Annotated in this window: 13 protein-coding genes and 1 pseudogene; 8 read left to right on the forward strand and 6 right to left on the reverse strand. The window is 70.3% G+C overall.

Features of this window, described 5'->3' with window-relative positions:
• Positions 1-295 precede the first annotated feature (295 nt).
• The 5 genes from ASF53_RS18790 to ASF53_RS18810 form a co-directional block, all read right to left on the reverse strand.
• Positions 296-2152 carry an alkyl/aryl-sulfatase gene (locus ASF53_RS18790; protein ID WP_286134541.1) on the reverse strand — a complete coding sequence of 619 codons (1857 nt, stop codon included), beginning with the start codon at positions 2150-2152 and terminating at the stop codon, positions 296-298.
• Between the two features lie 334 nt (positions 2153-2486).
• The gene (locus tag ASF53_RS18795; RefSeq protein WP_286134542.1) at positions 2487-2753 is read right to left on the reverse strand and encodes a hypothetical protein; all 267 of its coding nucleotides are present in this window, start codon (positions 2751-2753) and stop codon (positions 2487-2489) included.
• A gap of 25 nt (positions 2754-2778) precedes the next feature.
• Entirely contained in the window at positions 2779-3390 is a 612-nt protein-coding gene (locus ASF53_RS18800; RefSeq protein ID WP_056202077.1) for an HdeD family acid-resistance protein, read from the reverse strand.
• Between the two features lie 147 nt (positions 3391-3537).
• On the reverse strand, positions 3538-4563 hold the full coding sequence (locus ASF53_RS18805) for an NAD-dependent epimerase/dehydratase family protein (RefSeq protein ID WP_056202082.1): 1026 nt from the start codon (positions 4561-4563) through the stop codon (positions 3538-3540).
• Positions 4564-4710: 147 nt separating this feature from the next.
• The gene (locus ASF53_RS18810; RefSeq protein WP_056202085.1) at positions 4711-5928 is read right to left on the reverse strand and encodes an ATP-grasp domain-containing protein; all 1218 of its coding nucleotides are present in this window, start codon (positions 5926-5928) and stop codon (positions 4711-4713) included.
• Positions 5929-6092: 164 nt separating this feature from the next.
• Between ASF53_RS18810 and ASF53_RS25240 the strand changes: the two are divergent.
• The 8 genes and pseudogenes from ASF53_RS25240 to ASF53_RS18850 all read left to right on the forward strand — a co-directional run.
• Positions 6093-6521 (forward strand): annotated as a pseudogene (locus ASF53_RS25240) (aquaporin); the annotation flags it as partial.
• Positions 6522-7203: 682 nt separating this feature from the next.
• A complete protein-coding gene (locus ASF53_RS18820) occupies positions 7204-9210 on the forward strand; it encodes an erythromycin esterase family protein (RefSeq protein ID WP_056202091.1) in 2007 nt (668 codons plus the stop codon).
• Between the two features lie 20 nt (positions 9211-9230).
• Entirely contained in the window at positions 9231-9479 is a 249-nt protein-coding gene (locus ASF53_RS18825) for a dienelactone hydrolase family protein (RefSeq protein ID WP_156635643.1), read from the forward strand.
• Between the two features lie 105 nt (positions 9480-9584).
• A complete protein-coding gene (locus ASF53_RS18830; RefSeq protein WP_156635645.1) occupies positions 9585-12464 on the forward strand; it encodes an AMP-binding protein in 2880 nt (959 codons plus the stop codon).
• Positions 12461-14332, forward strand: coding sequence for an AMP-dependent synthetase/ligase (locus tag ASF53_RS18835; RefSeq protein WP_056202099.1), 1872 nt, complete (start codon positions 12461-12463; stop codon positions 14330-14332). The genes ASF53_RS18830 and ASF53_RS18835 overlap by 4 nt, the downstream gene beginning before the upstream one ends.
• A gap of 97 nt (positions 14333-14429) precedes the next feature.
• Positions 14430-14798, forward strand: coding sequence for an SPW repeat protein (locus ASF53_RS18840; RefSeq protein ID WP_056202102.1), 369 nt, complete (start codon positions 14430-14432; stop codon positions 14796-14798).
• A 66-nt stretch (positions 14799-14864) separates the two neighbouring features.
• On the forward strand, positions 14865-15062 hold the full coding sequence (locus ASF53_RS26455) for a hypothetical protein (RefSeq protein WP_056202105.1): 198 nt from the start codon (positions 14865-14867) through the stop codon (positions 15060-15062).
• A gap of 335 nt (positions 15063-15397) precedes the next feature.
• A complete protein-coding gene (locus ASF53_RS18850) occupies positions 15398-15790 on the forward strand; it encodes an Hsp20/alpha crystallin family protein (RefSeq protein ID WP_286134544.1) in 393 nt (130 codons plus the stop codon).
• A gap of 50 nt (positions 15791-15840) precedes the next feature.
• Here the strand turns inward: ASF53_RS18850 and ASF53_RS18855 are convergent, their stop codons facing one another.
• Positions 15841-16965: an ABC transporter permease gene (locus tag ASF53_RS18855; RefSeq protein ID WP_056202108.1), complete on the reverse strand. Its 1125-nt coding sequence runs from the start codon at positions 16963-16965 to the stop codon at positions 15841-15843.
• Positions 16966-16970: the final 5 nt, after the last annotated feature.

The raw sequence follows: 16970 nt of genomic DNA on the forward strand, positions 1-16970 counted from the left end.
GCACGGTTATGCTGCCGGCGAGTGGTCGGGGTCCACATGGCACGTCCAGATCAGGCTTCAGCACCCTTCTGGAATCACCGCCATCCCGGCCACTCAACCCCGGCCAGACATTATCGGACGGGCTCTCAGGCCGGCGCCTCTTGATCGTTGTTTTGACGCGCATTCTTTCGACGAACCGGTTTCCACTTCGTCGGAATGCGCTCTAGCCGAGACTCGCGACGACGTTGCTTGCGATGCGATGCATGCGCATCGCGGCCCACCGGGCGCATGCGGCCGATGACGTCATTGTCCTCGGTTATTCGACGGCCGGCCGGCCGGGGGCAACCTGATATGGCTCGGCATGCACCGGTCTCGATACGCCCCGTGCCTTGGTGCCAGGCAAGATTTCGAAGCGTGGATCGAAATCCACCATCGTGGCGGCCAGACGCGCCAGGATACTGGCGTCACCTTGAACCTGTGCAGTCCCGTCGGCGATCTGAGCCTCAAGGTTCTTGGCGCCGACCATTGTCTGCTCAAGATCCGACCGGTTGATGGTGAGCGTCAGGTCGGGCCGTTCGGACTGGAAACCCGCAATGCTGGTCAGCGTCGCGTTCTCCAACTCGACGACGAACCGCTCGCCATTGTCCGGCGTGATCAGGTTGATGGTGAAGCGCATCCCCTCCGCCATGCGGCTGTCCATGCGGATGGCGAGGAAGTTCAGGAACAGCTCGGTCGACATCGCCCGCACCACGTCAGGGCTGCTCGAATTCGCCGTTTCTCCCTCAGGGATACCGCTGCGAAGCTCGTAGGCTCCCGCGAGGAAGCTATTGCGCAGGCCGGGATTCTCTTGCTGGTAGCCAACCTGCTCGAAGATGTCGGCCAAAAGGTCTTTGGCTGCCCTGTTCTGCGGCTCCGCCTGGACCAACTTGTTGACGATTTCCTGAGCGAGAAGATATTTGCCCTCGTCGTGCAAGCGCCGGCCGCGAGTGAGGATCGCCTCCGCGCCGCCCATCATCTCGACGTAGAGGGGGGCGCTCTCGGATGGCGCCAGCGGGACCAGTGTCGCCGGGTTGCAGTCCCAGAAGCCGAGGTAGCGCTGGATCACGCCGCGGCTGTTGTGCTCGGGCGAGCCGTGATAGCCGCGGCAATACCATTTCTGCTGTAGACTTCGCGGCACCTCGTAGACGGTGTGGATCTCATTGATCGTCACGCCCCGATTCGCGAGATGGAGGACTTGGTTGTTCATGTGGGCATAGAGGTCGCGTTGCGCCCGCAGCACCTCTTGGATCCGCGCGTTGCTCCAGCGTGGCCAATGGTGCGAGGCGAACATCACCTCGGCCTCGAAGCCGAAGCGGTAGAGCGCCTCGTTGATGTACTTGGACCAATTGAGGGGATCGCGAACCTGGGCACCCCTCAGCGTGTAGATGTTGTGCAAGGACGCGATGACGTTCTCGGCCATCCAGAGCGCCTTCCATTCGGGAAGATAGGTGTTCATCTCCCGCGGCGCTTCGGTGTTGGGCGTGTTCTGGAAGACCATCCGCACGCCATCGACTTCGAATTCCTCGATCGGTTGCTCGACATGCCGCGTTGGAGCGATCAGGCCGCTGGTGCCAGACGAAACGCGCTGACCGAGCCCTTGTCCAACATAGCCGTGAGGATCCGACGGCAGCAGGAGCCCATACTGATAGAAGAGCCGCCGGTTCATGGCGTTTCCGGCATAGACGTTCTCGGCTACAGTATGGGCCATGAAGCCGGCCGGGGCGATCACCGGCACCCTGCCGGACCGCACATCTTCCTCGTCGAGAATACCGCGCACGCCGCCCCAGTGGTCCCCGTGCGTGTGGGAGTAGATCACAGCGGAGATCGGTCGGCCTCTGCCCACATGCGTCTGGAATAGCGTCCAGGCGGCGCGTGCCGTTTCCTGGCTGACGAGCGGATCGAACACGATCCACCCGGACTTTCCGCGCACGATCGTGAGGTCAGAGAGATCGAAGCCGCGCACCTGATAGATGCCGGGCACGACTTCGTAGAGCCCGTAATTGTTATTGAGCCGCGAGATCCGAACCAAGGACGGGTGGACGCTGTCGAATGCATCCTGTTCGTCGAGGAAGCGGAACTGCTGCATGTCCCAAGCGACGTGGCCGGCATCGGCCTTAATGGTCATCTCGGTCATGGGGGCGATGAGCCCCCTTCGCTGCTCCTCGAAGTCCCGGTCATCGGTGAACGGCAGACCTGCCCCGGCCCGGCGCAAAGCCTCACGGGTAAAGGTCGAGGGCGGCTTGCCCTTCGGGTGGAAATGACCCGCCGAGGGAGGACCGCCCGCAGGATCGCCGCGATCGCCCTGCGTCCGCGCGAAGCCCCCCTCCACCGCGAAGCCGCTCGCGACGGAGAAGGCCGCGCCGGCCGCCGGAAGGGCCTTGATGAACTCGCGTCGCGTCGACATCCGCTGCCCCCGTTCCGGATGAAAAAAGGCTTTCGGTGAGAGTGGCCCGATTAACGGGCTTCGATCAGCGCCAAGCGCAGACGCGGCGTCCGCGCCGCCACCAGCAGACCCTGCGGCGGCGCGGGCCGACGACGACGACCCGGGCCTGCTCCACGGGCGAGCCGTCCGTGTCCCCGCCGGGCGGCGCCGTCCCGAGGGAGCCAACCGTAAGTCCGAGCGGGGCGGCCTCCGCCGCGCCCGGCAGCAGAGCGAGGCCCAGGCCCGCCAGAGCGGCGGACGAGATGCGTCCGAGGGCGGCCCGGCGGCTCATCGTTGCGGTCATCGACGTCATGGCTGTTCCTCCGTGCTGAAAACCGTCACCGCGGCCCCGCGCCGATGCGGTACGGCGTGGCGGCCGCTGCGAGCTGCGGTCTTCCGAACAGGCCGACCCAAAGCCACGACAGGCCCGCGGCCAGCAGGTCGCACGAGACGAACAGCCCGATCGCCCACAGGCCCGAATACGGCCACTGCGCGATGATGGCCGCGCCGAGCAGCACCGAGAGGAGCGCGAATAGAATCACCGCGGCGCGGGAGGCCTGCGCCTCGTGGGCGATGCCCCAAAGCGCGCGCGCCACGCCCGAGGCGATCAGGGTCGCGCCGAGGACGAGGGTGAGCGCGAGCGAGGCTTCGAGCGGCCGGAGGACCGCATAGAGGCCGCCGAAGAGGTAGAGCAGGCCGGCCAGGAACCGGACGGCGCGCGAACGCCACGCCTCGGTCTCCCGCGGATTCATGAGGGCCTCGATGATCTCGACGATCCCGGCCACGAGCAGCAGCGCCCCGTACCAAAGTGTGCTCACGGCCGTGAGCGTCACCACCATGAACAGGCCGCCGATGCCGAGCAGGAGCAGCAGGGCACCGGCCCCGGTGAACCACCATCGGCTGCGCCCCGCGGTATCGGCCGTACCGTTGAAGGCTGCGATGCTGACCATGCGCACTCTCCTTCGATGTTCAATGAATGTTGTTCGGTGAGAGGCCCCGATCGATTGGTGCGATTCAGCCTGAAAGCTGAAACGAGCGGGTTGAGGTGAATCAAATACGCTCACCGGCGCGCCGATCGCCCGCATGCCGGCCGGTGATCAGGGCAAGAGCCGTGTGGGCCCCTCCGGCGCGAGGCGTCCGACCGAGCTGCCCGCGCAGCCCATAAGCCAGCTCGCCGCCAGGGCGAGCGCCTCGTCGATCGGCCTCGGGCGATAGCCGAGTTCGCTGCGCGCCTTGCCGTCGTCGAGGGGAACGGAGGCGAGGGCGAGGCGCACGCCCTCTCGGGTCGCTGCCGGGGGGCGCCGAAGGACGTGGTCGGCGGTCCACTCGGCGAGCGCCGCCACCGTCAGGGCCACGCTGCCCGGCAGGGCACATGACGGCATCGTCCGGCCCGAGCGGCGCTCCAGCCGGCTCAGAAGCTGGCGCAGCGGCAGGTTCTCCCCGCCGAGCACGTAGCGCTGCCCCGCACGGCCCCGCTCGCCCACGAGCCGCAGGCCGTCGGCCGCATCGCGGACATCTACGAGGTTCAGCACGCAGTCGAGGAAGGCCGGCGCATGGCCGTTCAGGAACAGCGACAGCATCGTCGTGGGCGGCGTCATGTTCCAATCCTCGGGGCCGACCGGAACCGTCGGGCTCGCGATCACGACGTCGCGTCCCGCCTCGGCGGCGGCGAGCGCCGCCCACTCGGCGAGCCACTTCGAGCGCGTGTAGGGGCCGGGCATCCGGTCGAAGGCAGGGAGAACGTCGCCGCGCACCGGCGCCCCGTCGCGGGAGCCCACCAGCAGGATCGCCTCGGTGGAGCAATGGATCACCCGCACGCCGTGTGGCACGGCGGCCAGGAGATGCTCCGTCCCCATCGCGTTGACGCGCAGGAAAGCGGCCCGGTCGGGCGCCCAGAGATGCGAGACGCCGGCAAGGTGATAGACCCTTTCGACGCCGTCCATCGCCTGCGAGAGGGCGCCGGGATCGAGGATCGAGCCGTGGCGGAACTCGGCGCCCGGCGGGAGGGCGCAGGGATCGACGCAGTCGTAGACCCGAACGGCGCGGCCGGCATCGAGCAGCGAGCGGACGAGATTCCGGCCGATGAAGCCGCATCCACCGGTGACGAGATCGAGCGCGGGCATCGGCCTCCCCCTGCAAACACTGCAAGACTTGCACTGTCGATGCCACGGAGAAGATGCTCGTTGATTTCCATCAAAGCCGAAAATCAACTTACGGCGTTTGCCGTGCTGCGGGGCCGTACCATCGAGATTGATTTGACGGATCGATCCTCAGACCATCTCCCGGATTCGGCGTGCGGCCTCTGGCGTCAGGAGATGGGCGCCCCAGCCCTTGCCGATCATCGCCTGCGCCGAGCCGGGCCACGCGAGCAGCATCATCGCCGCCCCGACCACCGGCACCACGCCGGGCGAGTCGAGGCCGGCGGGCGTCAGTTCCTCCCGTGCATCCGCGAAGGGGCCTGAGTCGGCGAGCAGCTGCGTGATCGTCCCGATGAGGGCGCGGCGGCTGCGGTGGTGCAGGGCTGTGCCGAGCAGCGCCTGAAGGGCGAGCCGCGTGCGCACGCCCGGACGTCCGCTCGCACACGGCAGGTCATCGCAGCCGAGCGAGACCCGCACGAGCCGATCCGCGAGGTTGAGCCCTGCGAGCGTCGCGGCCATCGGCTCGACGAGGCGCGGATTGGCGTCGATGTAGAGCGGATCGCCGCCCGCCTCGTTCGTGAAGTAATCGACCGAGAGAGCACCGTGCCAGGACAGATGCGCGCCGATCCGGGCGAGGTCGGCTGCGATTGCCGGCCGGTCGACACTCTCCTTGAGGGCTGCGCCGCCGCCCGCGCCCTCGACGAGCCGGCGCGTGGCGTGAAAGCCGACGAGGCGCCCCGCTTGGAACACCGCCTGGGCCTGCTCCAGCGGCCCGCGCACCCAGCCCTGCAGCAGGATCGGACCGCCTGCCGCCGCCGCACCGATCTCGGCCAGCGCCCGGTTGCGCTCTGCCGGGCTGCGGATCGGCCATGTGCCACGGCCCGCCGTGCCCAAAACCGTCTTGGCCACGAACGGGAAGCGCTCGCACCGGGCGAGTTCGCCGGCATCGTCGAGGAGGATCGCCGGGGGCTGCGGCAGGCCGAGTTCGCGCAGGAGGTCGTGGAGTCCGAGCTTCGTCTGTAGGCGGTCGTAGGCGGCGAAGGCTGGCGCGGCCAGCGCCACGAGCGGGCGCAGCCTGTCGGCGATGCGCGCGACGAGGTAGCCCTGCTCGTGGATCGGCACGAGCACGTCGAAGCGGTCCCGTTCCAACACCTGTTCGAGGAAGCGCCGGAAGCCGTCCGGATCGGTGCCGAGCGGCGGACAGCGATAGCGGCGGAGGACCAAGCGCGAGAACCGCCCGAGACAGATCGGCGCCGGGTCGCAATAGGCGACCGCGTGGCCCGCCAGGGCCAGGGCGGTGATCGCTTCGCGAGCGGAGGTGCTGCTGCCTTCAGTGAGGAGGACGCGCATGCCGGCCTTCGCGGATCGCGCCGGCCTTCGCGGTCGGCGCCGCCCGATCCGATTCTCCGTTCGGGCGAGCCGACATTGACTCATCTCAAATCGGCCGCCCCGCCGCCCGGATACGGATGGTGTTACGACGTGGCGGGATTTGGGCTCGACCGGGGGAAACTCGGATGGAGTTCCGAAAATACGTGGCCGAGACCATCTGCACCGTCTGGCCCACCTTCGCCGGCTGCGGCAGCGCCGTGCTCGCAGCGGCCATCCCGCAAGTCGGTATCAGGCTGCCGGGCGTGGCGCTGGAGCATCGTGCCGAAAGGGGGCCCCCGACTTTCCGAAAAATACATTGCAAAGACAAGACGATAGAGCATCGTGCCGGACCTGATATTCGGCACGCTGCTTTGGCGTTCGGGTTGAGCGTCGTGACGATGGCCTACGCCATCGGCCACGTCTCGGGCTGCCGCCTCAATCCGGCCGTGACCTGCGGGCTCGCCAAGGGTTTTGCCGCCAACGGCTACGGCGAGCATTTGCCGGGGCGCTACTCGATGATGGCCTGCCTCCTCTCGGAGGTGATGCTCACGATGACGTTCCTGTTCGTCATCATGCTGTGGCGGGCGATTGCGGCCGAGATCGACAAGGATCTCACCAAGCACACGGCCGAGGAGATCGGCCGCTGCCGGAGCCATGCCTGACACCGCGCCGAAGCGAGACGGGACCGTCCGGGCGCCCTTCTGGCGGGCGATCGACCGGTTCTACGCCGCTCCCTATGGACTGCCCTGGCGCGGGAAAATGCCGGCTGGCACTTCGAGGCTTTTGGAGGAGGCCCGCATGAGGCACGACGCGACATCCCGAGGCGGTGGATCGGCCGCGCAGCTTGAGCCGCGTCACGATCCGTCTTCCGTCTTGCGCGGACCCGAACCGCATCCGCCCTGCGGCCCGCCGCCGCTGGAGGTCGAGCCGAGGCCGGCTCCGGCCCTGCCGCCGCATTCCCCGGCGACCGCTGGCCCTTCCGCCGCCCCGCTGCACCCTTCCTCCGGCGCGACGCCTGGGATCCCGCCTTTCGGTCCACCGCGGTTCGAGGTCGAACCGGACTTCGTCCACCATCTCGGCCCCCATTCCCCGGCCCTGCCGGAGGAGGCGGCACGCCCTGAGGGCGGCGGAATTCCCAGTTCTCCTGCTTCCCCTCGTCCGGATTGATCCATCGCATGTCGGGCCCGGCGGGCCTGCCTAGCGTGGTCACGAACGCAGCCTGGAGAAGGCCGGGGCTCTGCCGGCCGGGGAGGCACGATGACGTCCCACGTCTTCCGAGACCGGACCGAGGCCGGTCGGCAACTCGCCGACCGGCTCGCCGACTATGCCGGGCGTCCGGACGTGATCGTCCTGGCGCTGCCCCGCGGCGGCGTGCCGGTCGCCGTCGAGATCGCCAGGGCGCTGCACGCGCCGCTCGACCTCTTCGTCGTGCGCAAGCTCGGCGTGCCCGGCTACGAGGAACTGGCGATGGGCGCCATCGCCAGCGGCGGCAGCCAAGTCCTCAACGACGACATCGTCACCTCTCTGAAGATCCCGCCCCACGTCGTGGAGGCGGTGGCCGCACAGGAGCGCGAGGAGCTGCTGCGGCGCGAGCGGCTCTACCGAGGCGGCCTGCCGCCCGCCGCGGTCCGCGGGCGCACCGTCATCCTCGTCGATGACGGGTTGGCCACCGGCGCCACGATGCAGGCCGCCATCCGCGCGGTCCGCCAAGGAGGCCCCGCGAAAATCGTCGCCGCGGTGCCGACGACCTCGCGGGAGACCGCCGAACGGCTCGCGGGCGAGGCCGACGCCGTCGTCTACGCCGTGCTGCCGAAGCCGTTCCTCTCGGTCGGAGCCTCCTACTTCGATTTCAGCCAGACGAGCGACGATGAGGTGCGCCGCCTGATTCATCCTTTCCTGTCTCCGACCCCGGAGCCGGCGCCCGAGGAGCACGACCCAACGCTCCTCGCCCGGCTGCGGGATGCCGCGCTGCCGCTATCAGGGGAGGAGCGGAACTACGATCCGCTGATTGCGCTGATCGGGCAGGCCCGCTTCGTCCTACTGGGAGAGGCGACACACGGGACCCACGAGTTCTACGAGGAGCGGGCGGCGATCACCAAGCGGCTAATCCGCGAGAAGGGCGTGCGGGCCGTGGCGATCGAGGCCGACTGGCCCGATGCGTGGCGGGTGAACCGCTATGTGCGCGGCGACAGCGAGGATCTCGACGCCGTCGAGGCCCTGTCCGGCTTCCGGCGCTTCCCGACCTGGATGTGGCGCAACACCGAGATGGTCGGCTTCGTCGAGTGGCTGCGCGCCCACAACCGCACCCTGCGGGAGGGCACGGACAAAGTCGGGCTCTACGGCATCGATCTCTACAGCCTGCGCGCCTCGATGAAGGCGGTGATTCGCTTCCTCGACGCCGTCGATCCGCCCGCCGCCGATCAGGCCCGCGCCCGCTACGCCTGCTTCGACCGCTACGGCGAGGACACGCGCGGCTACGGGCTGATGACGGGCCTGGGGGTGTCCGAGTCCTGCCGGGAGCAGGCGCTCGGCCAACTCCTGAGCCTGCAGCGGCGTGCGCGGGACACGCTCTCCTGGGCCGGCGACGCCGACCCCGACGAGCTGTTCAGCGCCGAGCAGAACGCGCGCGCCGTCGCGAGCGCGGAGGCCTATTACCGCACCATGTTCGTCGAGGACGTCTCCTCGTGGAACCTGCGCGACCGGCACATGGCCGACTGCCTCGACGCGATCGCGGCCCATCGCGGCGGCGGCGGCGCGCCTGGGCGGATCGTTGTCTGGGCGCACAACTCCCATCTCGGCGACGCCCGCGCGACCGAGCGCGCGCGCAGCGGCGAGTTCAACCTCGGCCAGCTGCTGCGGGAGCGCCATGGCCGCGCGGTCGTGAATATCGGCTTCACCACCTCCTCGGGCACGGTCACGGCCGCCTCCGACTGGGATGCGCCGGCCGAGCGCAAGCGCATCCGGCCGCCCCTGCCCGGCAGCTACGAGGCTCTCTTCCACGCCCTCGGGCTGGCCCGCTTCCTGATGCCGCTGACCGCCGGATCCCCGGCCGCGGCGGATCTCGGCGCGCCCCGGCTCGAACGCGCAATCGGCGTCGTCTACGCGCCCGGCACCGAGCGGCAGAGCCACTATTTCGAGGCCCGCCTGTCCGAGCAGTTCGATGCGCTCGTCCACATCGAGCGGACGCGGGCGGTGACGCCGCTTGAGACGACTGCCGTCTGGGAGGCGGGCGAGGTCCCTGAGACCTTCCCCGCGGGCCTGTGAGCGTGGCGAGGGAGGGGGAGATGGGCGCAACCACCGCTGCGAGCCTGGAGGTCGCAGTCCGGGTGGGGCGGGCCTGCCTGTCGGCGAGCCTGCGCGTGCCCGCCGGTCCCCTCGGGCTCGTCGTCTTCCCGCACGGCGCCGGCAGCAGACGATTCAGCCCGCGCAACGCTTACGTGGCGCGCCACCTCAACGCGGCGGGGTTCGCCACCCTGTTCGCCGACCTCCTGACCGCCGCGGAGAAGGAGCGGACTGGTTTCGCCAGCACCTGACGTCGAAGTTCCCGGACTTGCGCTAGATCAACGGGCGGCCGGGAGGGGCCCGCTAACCTCGGCGTGACGCCGCGTGCCCGGCACGCCGGCCGATGGAGGCGGTCGATGAACGAGGGTGCCGCGCAGGCGCGTCGGGCGCAAACGCAGGCGGGGCAGGCCGCACCGATGGACGCCGACCGTCTGGAAGCCGGCCTCGTAGCCGTGATCCGCGCGCTCCTGGCCGAGTTGAACCCGGCGGCCCGGCCACCCCGCATCGCCCTCGACAGCGACCTCGTCCGCGATCTCGCCCTCGACAGCCTCGGCCGCGCGGAACTGCTGCTGCGGCTGTCGCGCCGCTTCCATGTCGCCCTGCCAGACCGGCTGATCGGCGAGGCCGCGACCCCGGCCGAGCTGTTGGCCGCGATCCGGGCCGCCGGCCCGGCCCCGCAGCCGGCCCAGGAGCCGCAACCCGAGGCGCCCGCACCGGCACTGCCGACGGCGGAAGAGCCGCTTCAGGCCGCGACCCTCCTCGATGCGCTCGCCTTCCATGTCGGCCTGCATCCAGACCGTCCGCACCTGCGCCTGTGCCCGGAGCCCGGACGCGAGGCGGTCGTGACCTATGCCGAACTCGACCGCAGCGCCCGCCGCGTCGCCGCCGGCCTCGTCCGGCACGGCCTCGTCCCCGGCGGCCGGGTCGCCGTCATGCTCCCCACGGGCCCGGCCTTCTTCGCGGCCTTCTTCGGCGCGCTGATCGCCGGCGGCGTCCCGGTGCCGCTCTATCCGCCGTTTCAGCGCGCCCGCATCGCGGACCATCTCGAACGCCAAGTTCGCATTCTCGCCAACGCGGCGCCCGAGCACCTGATCGCCTCGGAAGACATCGCCGCCTTCGCCCGACTCCTGCCGGGCCGTGTGCCCAGCCTGCGCCACGTCCTAACGCCGGAAGCGTTCGCGGCGCTGCCGCCGCTGGAGCGGGCGGTGCCGGCGGCGCCCGAGACTACGGCGCTGATCCAGTACACCTCGGGCAGCACGGGTGACCCGAAGGGCGTGGTGCTCACCCACGCCAACCTGCTCGCCAACGTCCGCGCCATGGGTGCAGCGATCGCGGCATCCTCGTCCGACGTGGTGGTGAGCTGGCTGCCGCTCTACCACGATATGGGCCTGATCGGCTGCTGGCTGGGCAGCCTTTATTTCGGCGCGCTCGCGGTGATCCTGCCGCCCCTGTCATTCCTCGCCGACCCGGGCCGCTGGCTGCGGGCGATCGAGCGGCACAGCGGCACCATCTCGGCGGCGCCCAACTTCGCATTCGAGCGCTGCCTGAAAGCGCTGCGCGACGAGGATCTCTCCGGCCTCGACCTCGGGTCGCTGCGCGTCCTTACCAACGGCGCCGAGCCGGTGAGCGCCGACACGCTGGCGCGCTTCGAGGCACGCTTTGCCGCCTTCGGCCTGCGCAAGGGCGTGCTGGCGCCGGTCTACGGCCTCGCCGAATGCGCGGTCGGGCTCGCCTTCCCGCCGCCGGGCCGGGCCGTGCTCGTCGACCGGATCGACCGGGACGCGCTGTCGCGCCGCGGGGTCGCGCGCCCGGCAGGCGAGGGCGCCGCCGCCATCGCCCTGGTGGCCTGCGGGCGCCCGCTGCCCGGTCATCAGATCCGCGTCGTCGATGCGGACGGGCGCGAGGTGGCCGAGCGCGTCGAGGGGCGCCTCCAGTTCAAGGGGCCCTCGGCGACGGCTGGCTACTTCCGCAACCCAGAGAAGACCCGCGCGCTGTTCGACGGCGATTGGCTGGAGAGCGGTGACCTCGCCTACCTCGCCTCGGGCGACGTCTACATCACCGGTCGGACCAAGGACATCATCATCCGGGCCGGGCGCAAGATCTATCCGCAGGAGCTGGAGGAGATCGCCGGCACCGTGCCCGGCGTGCGCAAGGGCTGCGTCGTCGCGTTCGAGAGCCCCGATCCCGACACCGGCACCGAGCGCCTGATCCTCGCCGCCGAGACTCGGGTGACCGACCCCGGCGCCCAGCGCGACCTGAGCCGGATGCTCGCCGCGGCGGCCGCCCGGGTGCTCGAACAGCCGCCCGACACGGTCCTCCTGTGCCCGCCGCACGCCGTGCCCAAGACCTCAAGCGGCAAGATCCGCCGATCCGCCGCGCGGGCGCTCTACGAATCCGGCGGGCTGGAGCGCCCGGCATCGCGGTGGCGCACCGAGATCGTGCCCGTGGCGCTGGCGGGCCTGCACGCTCTGTCCCGCCGGGCCGGGGAGGTGGCCTATGCGGCATGGTGGTGGACACTGCTGACGGCGACGGGCCTCGTACTGTGGCCCCTCGTTCTCCTGCTGCCGCGGCGCGCGTGGCGCCACGCCGCCCTGCGGTCCGGCGCGCGTACCTTTCTCCGCGCGGCCGGGATGCGTCCGGAGGTCACCGGCAGTCCGCCCGTGCCAGGACGCCCGGCGATCCTGGCGGCCAATCACGCGAGCTATCTCGACGCCGCCGTACTGGCGGCGATCCTGCCCGGCAGCCCGGCCTTCCTGGCCAAGCACGAACTGGCCGGGCAGGCCCTGGCGGGCCCGTTCCTGAGGCGCCTGGGCACCGCCTTCGTCCATCGCGGCGCCGCCGAGGGTGTCGCCGAAACGCAGGCGCTGCTGGAGCGCCTGCACGGCGGCGAGCGGATCGTCGCCTTCCCCGAGGGAACTTTCACGCGCCGGCCGGGGCTCGCCGGCTTCCATCTCGGCGCCTTCCTCGCTGCCTGCCAGGCCGGCGTCCCGGTGATCCCTTTGGCAATCACCGGCACCCGCTCGATCCTGCGTGCCGACCAGTGGTTCCCGCGCCGCGGCGCGATCCGCGTGGTCGTCGGCGCCCCGCTCGCGCCCGACGGCGACGACTTCCACGCCGCGATCCGCCTGCGCGACGCGACCCGCGCGGCGATCCTGTCCGCCTGCGGCGAGCCGGACCTCGCCGACGACCCGGCCGCTGCCGCCCCCAATGCCGTCCGGAAGGGGCCCGGCCCGTGAACACACCCCGCTATGAGCTAGATGTCGCCCTCCACGGCGTCGCCCACGAAGCGCTTGCCGGGACGATCCCCGACCTCCTGCGCCGCCAAGTTGCGCTGCGGCCGAACGGGGAGGCCTATGCCGCGTACGACGCTTTGGTCGGTACCTTCGTGACGCATGGCTGGTCCGAGATCGCGGGGCAGGTGGCGCAGCGGCGCGCCGCCCTGTCGGCGGAGGGGCTGGAGCCGGGTGCGCGGATCGCGCTCTGGCTGCCCAACGGGCTCGAATGGATCTGCTTCGACCACGCGGCCCTGTCGCTCGGGCTGGTGACGGTGCCGCTCTACGCCCGCGACGCGGTGGCGACCATCGCCGCCATTCTAGAGGATTCTGCCGCCGCCCTGCTGGTCGTGCAGCGCGGCGTCGACTGGCTGGACCTGCGACCCTTCGCGGTCCGCTGCGCCCTGAAGCGTGTCGTCGTCGTCGATCCGCCGACATCCCTCCCGGAGGAGGGCCCGGCCCGCGCCCTGGCGGCGTGGCTCGCCGCCGCGCGCGACCGGCCGCCCCCGGGGCCGGTCGCCGTCGAACCTAGGACGCTCGCCACCCTCGTCTATACCTCCGGCACCACCGGGACACCCAAGGGCGTCATGCTCAGCCACCGCAACCTGCTGTCGGTGGCCGGCGCCGTTCTGGCGCGCAATCCCGGCTCGGAGGCGGACGTGTTCCTGTCCTACCTGCCGCTCGCCCACATCTTCGAGCGGGTGGTGGGCTCCCTCATCCCACTGATGCTCGGCGCCAAGGTGGTGTTCGCCCGCTCGATCGAGACCCTGCGCGAAGATCTCGCCGCCTCCCGCCCGACGATCTTTCTGGCGGTCCCGAGCCTGCTCGACCGCCTGCGCGAGCGCGTCGCCGAGGCCGCCGGCCGCTCGGCGCTCCGGCAGCGGCTACTCGACGCGACGCTCGCGGTCGGCTGGGAGCGGGTCGAGGCGCGCCGCCTGGGGCAGCCGGTCCGGCTGCGGACCGCCCTGGCCTGGGCGGCGCTGGGCCCGCTTGTCGCGCGGCCGGTGCGGGCCGCCCTCGGGGGCCGCGTGCGGCTCGCGGTGTCGGGCGGCGCGCCGCTGGCGCCGAGGACCGCTCGCTTCTGCCTTAGCCTTGGCCTGCCGCTGGTAGAGGGCTATGGCCTGACCGAAGCGGCCTCCGCCGTCACCGGCGCGCGGGTCGGGGACGCGGTGCCGGGCAGCTCCGGACCGCCGCTGCCCGGCATGACGGTGCGGATCGGGGCAGACGGCGAGATCCTAGTGCGCTCGCCCGGCCTGATGCTCGGCTACTGGGGCCGGCCCGACCTCGACGCGCAGGTGCTGCGCGACGGCTGGCTGCACACCGGCGACCTCGGCACGATCACGGAGGGCCGGCTCGTCGTCGGCGGGCGGATGCGCGACCGCATCGTCCTGTCGAACGGCGAGAAGGTCTGGCCCGAGCCGATCGAGGCGGCGATCCGGGGCGATCCCCTGTTCGGGCAGATCATAGTGATCGGCGAGGGCCAGCCCCGGCTCTCGGCGCTCGCGGTGGTCGATGCGGTGGCCTGGGCCCGGCTCGCCGGGGAACTCGACCTCGACTCCGCGGCGGACGCCTCGCTCGACGCCGCGCCAGCCCGCCGCGCCGCCCTAGAGCGGATCGCCGCCCGCTTGAGCGATGTCGGCCGGGCCGGTCAGGTGCGGGCAGTGCGGCTGCTGCGCGAGCCTTGGACGGTCGAGCGGGGGCTCGTCACGCCCTCCCTGAAAGTCCGCCGGGCGGCCGTGTCGCGCGCCTTCGCCGTGCAGATCGAGGAAATGCGGGATGAGCGCGCCGCGCGCTTGGGGGATGAGCCTCGTCCTGTGCGTCCCGCCCCTTGATCCACCTCAAGGGCACCGCCTGGTGATCGGAGCACGCTCCAGGGCCTGGGAAACCCATCCTGAGAGTCCCGTCACAGCGTAAGTTGAGGAGACGGCGATGCGCACGATCGACAACGGCATCGAAGAGGTCATCGTGGCCGGCCTGAGCCTGGTCGTCGGGGCGGGCCTGATGCTCGCACCCTGGTATTTCGGTTTCATGGGAGAGGCGAAGGCGACGTGGAACGCCTGGATCTGCGGCTCGGCCGTGGCTGTCTTCGCCCTCCTCGCCATCATGCAGACCTTCGACTTGGAGGAGTACATTATCGCCATTGTCGGGGTATGGACCGTTGCAGCGCCCTGGCTCCTCGACTTCAAGGGCATCACGGCCGCCCGGTGGACGCATGTCGGCTTCGGCCTCGCCCTGTTGATTCTCGCTGGGATCGAGCTGTGGCGACTGCACGCCTCCCCGCGGGCGCATTCGGCCTGAGCAGCTCGTCCGAACGCCTCGCTGCTCCAGAGGATCGCGACGGGTTCCGATCCGCACGCCGTCGCCATGGCGGCCTGCTTCGTCACAGGTTGTCTGCTGATCGACGCCTTGCGCGAGCGCGCGGAGGACATGACGTTGGTCCTCCTGCTCGTCCTGATCGTGCTGGCGAACCTCGCAGGCGGCCTGCTCTTGTCGGCGCTCGCACCGGCCCTCGACACGATGCCGGCCCTGGAGCCGATCGTCCGCGCCCCTGGGGCGGATTGAACCGTCGCAGGCCGGTTTGCGCGAGATCAACGTCGCTTCCCGCGCACCGCTCTTACGCTCGCGGCCTCACGCTATTCAGGAGGCGACAATGACCGAGTCAGGAACGAAACTCACCATCAAGAGCGAAACGCCCGCCGAACTCCCGGCCGGCGCCTAGAGCGCATTCCGACGAAGTGGTCGCCGGTTCGGCGAAAGAATGCGCGTCAAAACAAAGATTTAGAGACGCCGGCCTGATGCAATCAGGTCGGATACGGCTCTAGGATTGGCGCCCGCTTGAGTCGCTGCGGCAGGACATCGACCAGTTCATCGACGATCTCGGGCGCAGCCTGCGGTCGGTGTCCTTCGGCCTTTCGGACTCTCTCAGCACACCCTTCGCCAGCGGTGCCCTGAACTGGCCGACGGGACCGGCCGCCGACATAGTCGGTAAGCCGACCTGCTACGAGATCACCGTCGAGCTGCCGGGGATGGACGAGAAGAACATCGAGGTGAAGGTGGCCGACGGAACGCTGACCATCCGCGGCGAAAGGCGGCACGAGCGCGAGGAGCCGGGGGAAGGCTACTATCTCGCCGAGCGGCGCTTCGGCGCTTTTGAACGCGCATTCCGCCTCCCGCAGGGCGTCGATGCCGGCCGGATCGAGGCGGTGCTCCGCAACGGTGTCCTGACGCTCACGCTGCCGAAGTCCCCCGAGGCCAAGGCCGAGACGACGATCGCGGTCCAGGCTGCGTGATAGAGGCCTGCTTCGTCCGCATTCGACGGAATCCCGCGACATGCCGCGCGTCACCCGGACGGGGCGGTCGCGCGGCGGAAGCGGCGCAGCGCCAGGACAAGGAACAGGCCCCCGATGCCGGCGATCGGTACGATCCGCGGCCAGACCAGGGCGAGCCCAGCGCCGCGATAAAGGATGGCCTGGGCGAAGGCAACGAAATGCACCGTGGGCGAGACCTGCAGCAGGGTCGCGAGCCAGGGCGGCATGCTTTCGAGCGGGGTGTTGCTGCCCGAAAGCATGGCGAGCGGCAGGTAGACCAGCAGGTAGAGCAGGCCGAGCTGGGGCATCGAGCGGGCGAGCGTGCCGAGATAGAGGCCGACCGCGGTCGCGAAGAACAGGTAGACCGCCGTGCCGGCGAGGAACAGCGGCAGCGATCCGGCGACCGGCACGCCCAGCAGCCCGCGCACGACGAGGACGAGGGACAAGCCCACCGCCGCGAGGATGACGGCGCCGTTCGCCCAGATCTTGGCCATGGCGATCTCGAAGGGCGAAACCGGCATGACGAGCAGGTGGTCGAGGGTGCCGTGCTCGCGCTCGCGCACGATCGCCGCCCCGGACAGGATGATCGCCAGCATCGTCACGCTGTTGATGATTCCCATGACGCTGGTGAACCACGGCGTTTCGGCATTGGGGTTGTAGGCGATCCGGGTGACGAGGCTCACCGGCGCGGGCGCGCTCTTGCGGCTCTGCGAGAGGAACCCGGCGATCTCGTCGGCGACGATCTGCTGCGCGTACCCCGCGCCGAGCCCCGCCTGCATCATCGCGGTGGCGTCCACGTTGAGCTGAAGTTCGGGCGTGCGGCGTCCGAGCAGGTCGCGGGTGAAGTTCGGCGGGATGTCGAGGACGAAGGTGTAGCGGCCCGCGTCCATGGCCCTGACCACCTCGCGCTCCGCGATCGGGACGGGAGGCCGGAACAGGGGAGGCAGGAAGGCCTGGGCGATGCGGCGCGAGAGGGGCGAGCGGTCCTCGTCGACGATCGCCACGGAGGCGTCGCGCACCTCCTGGGCGCTGCTGCGCGCCTGCGCCAGGATCGCCAGCGAGAAGCTGTAGAGGATCAGGCCGAGGAGCACGCTGTCGCGCATCAGGCTGCGCAGCTCCTTCGTGCCGAGCCAGAAGATCGCCGCCGCGCTGCGCATCGCGG

The organism is Methylobacterium sp. Leaf123, assembly GCF_001423405.1.
In the GTDB taxonomy this organism is placed as follows: domain Bacteria; phylum Pseudomonadota; class Alphaproteobacteria; order Rhizobiales; family Beijerinckiaceae; genus Methylobacterium.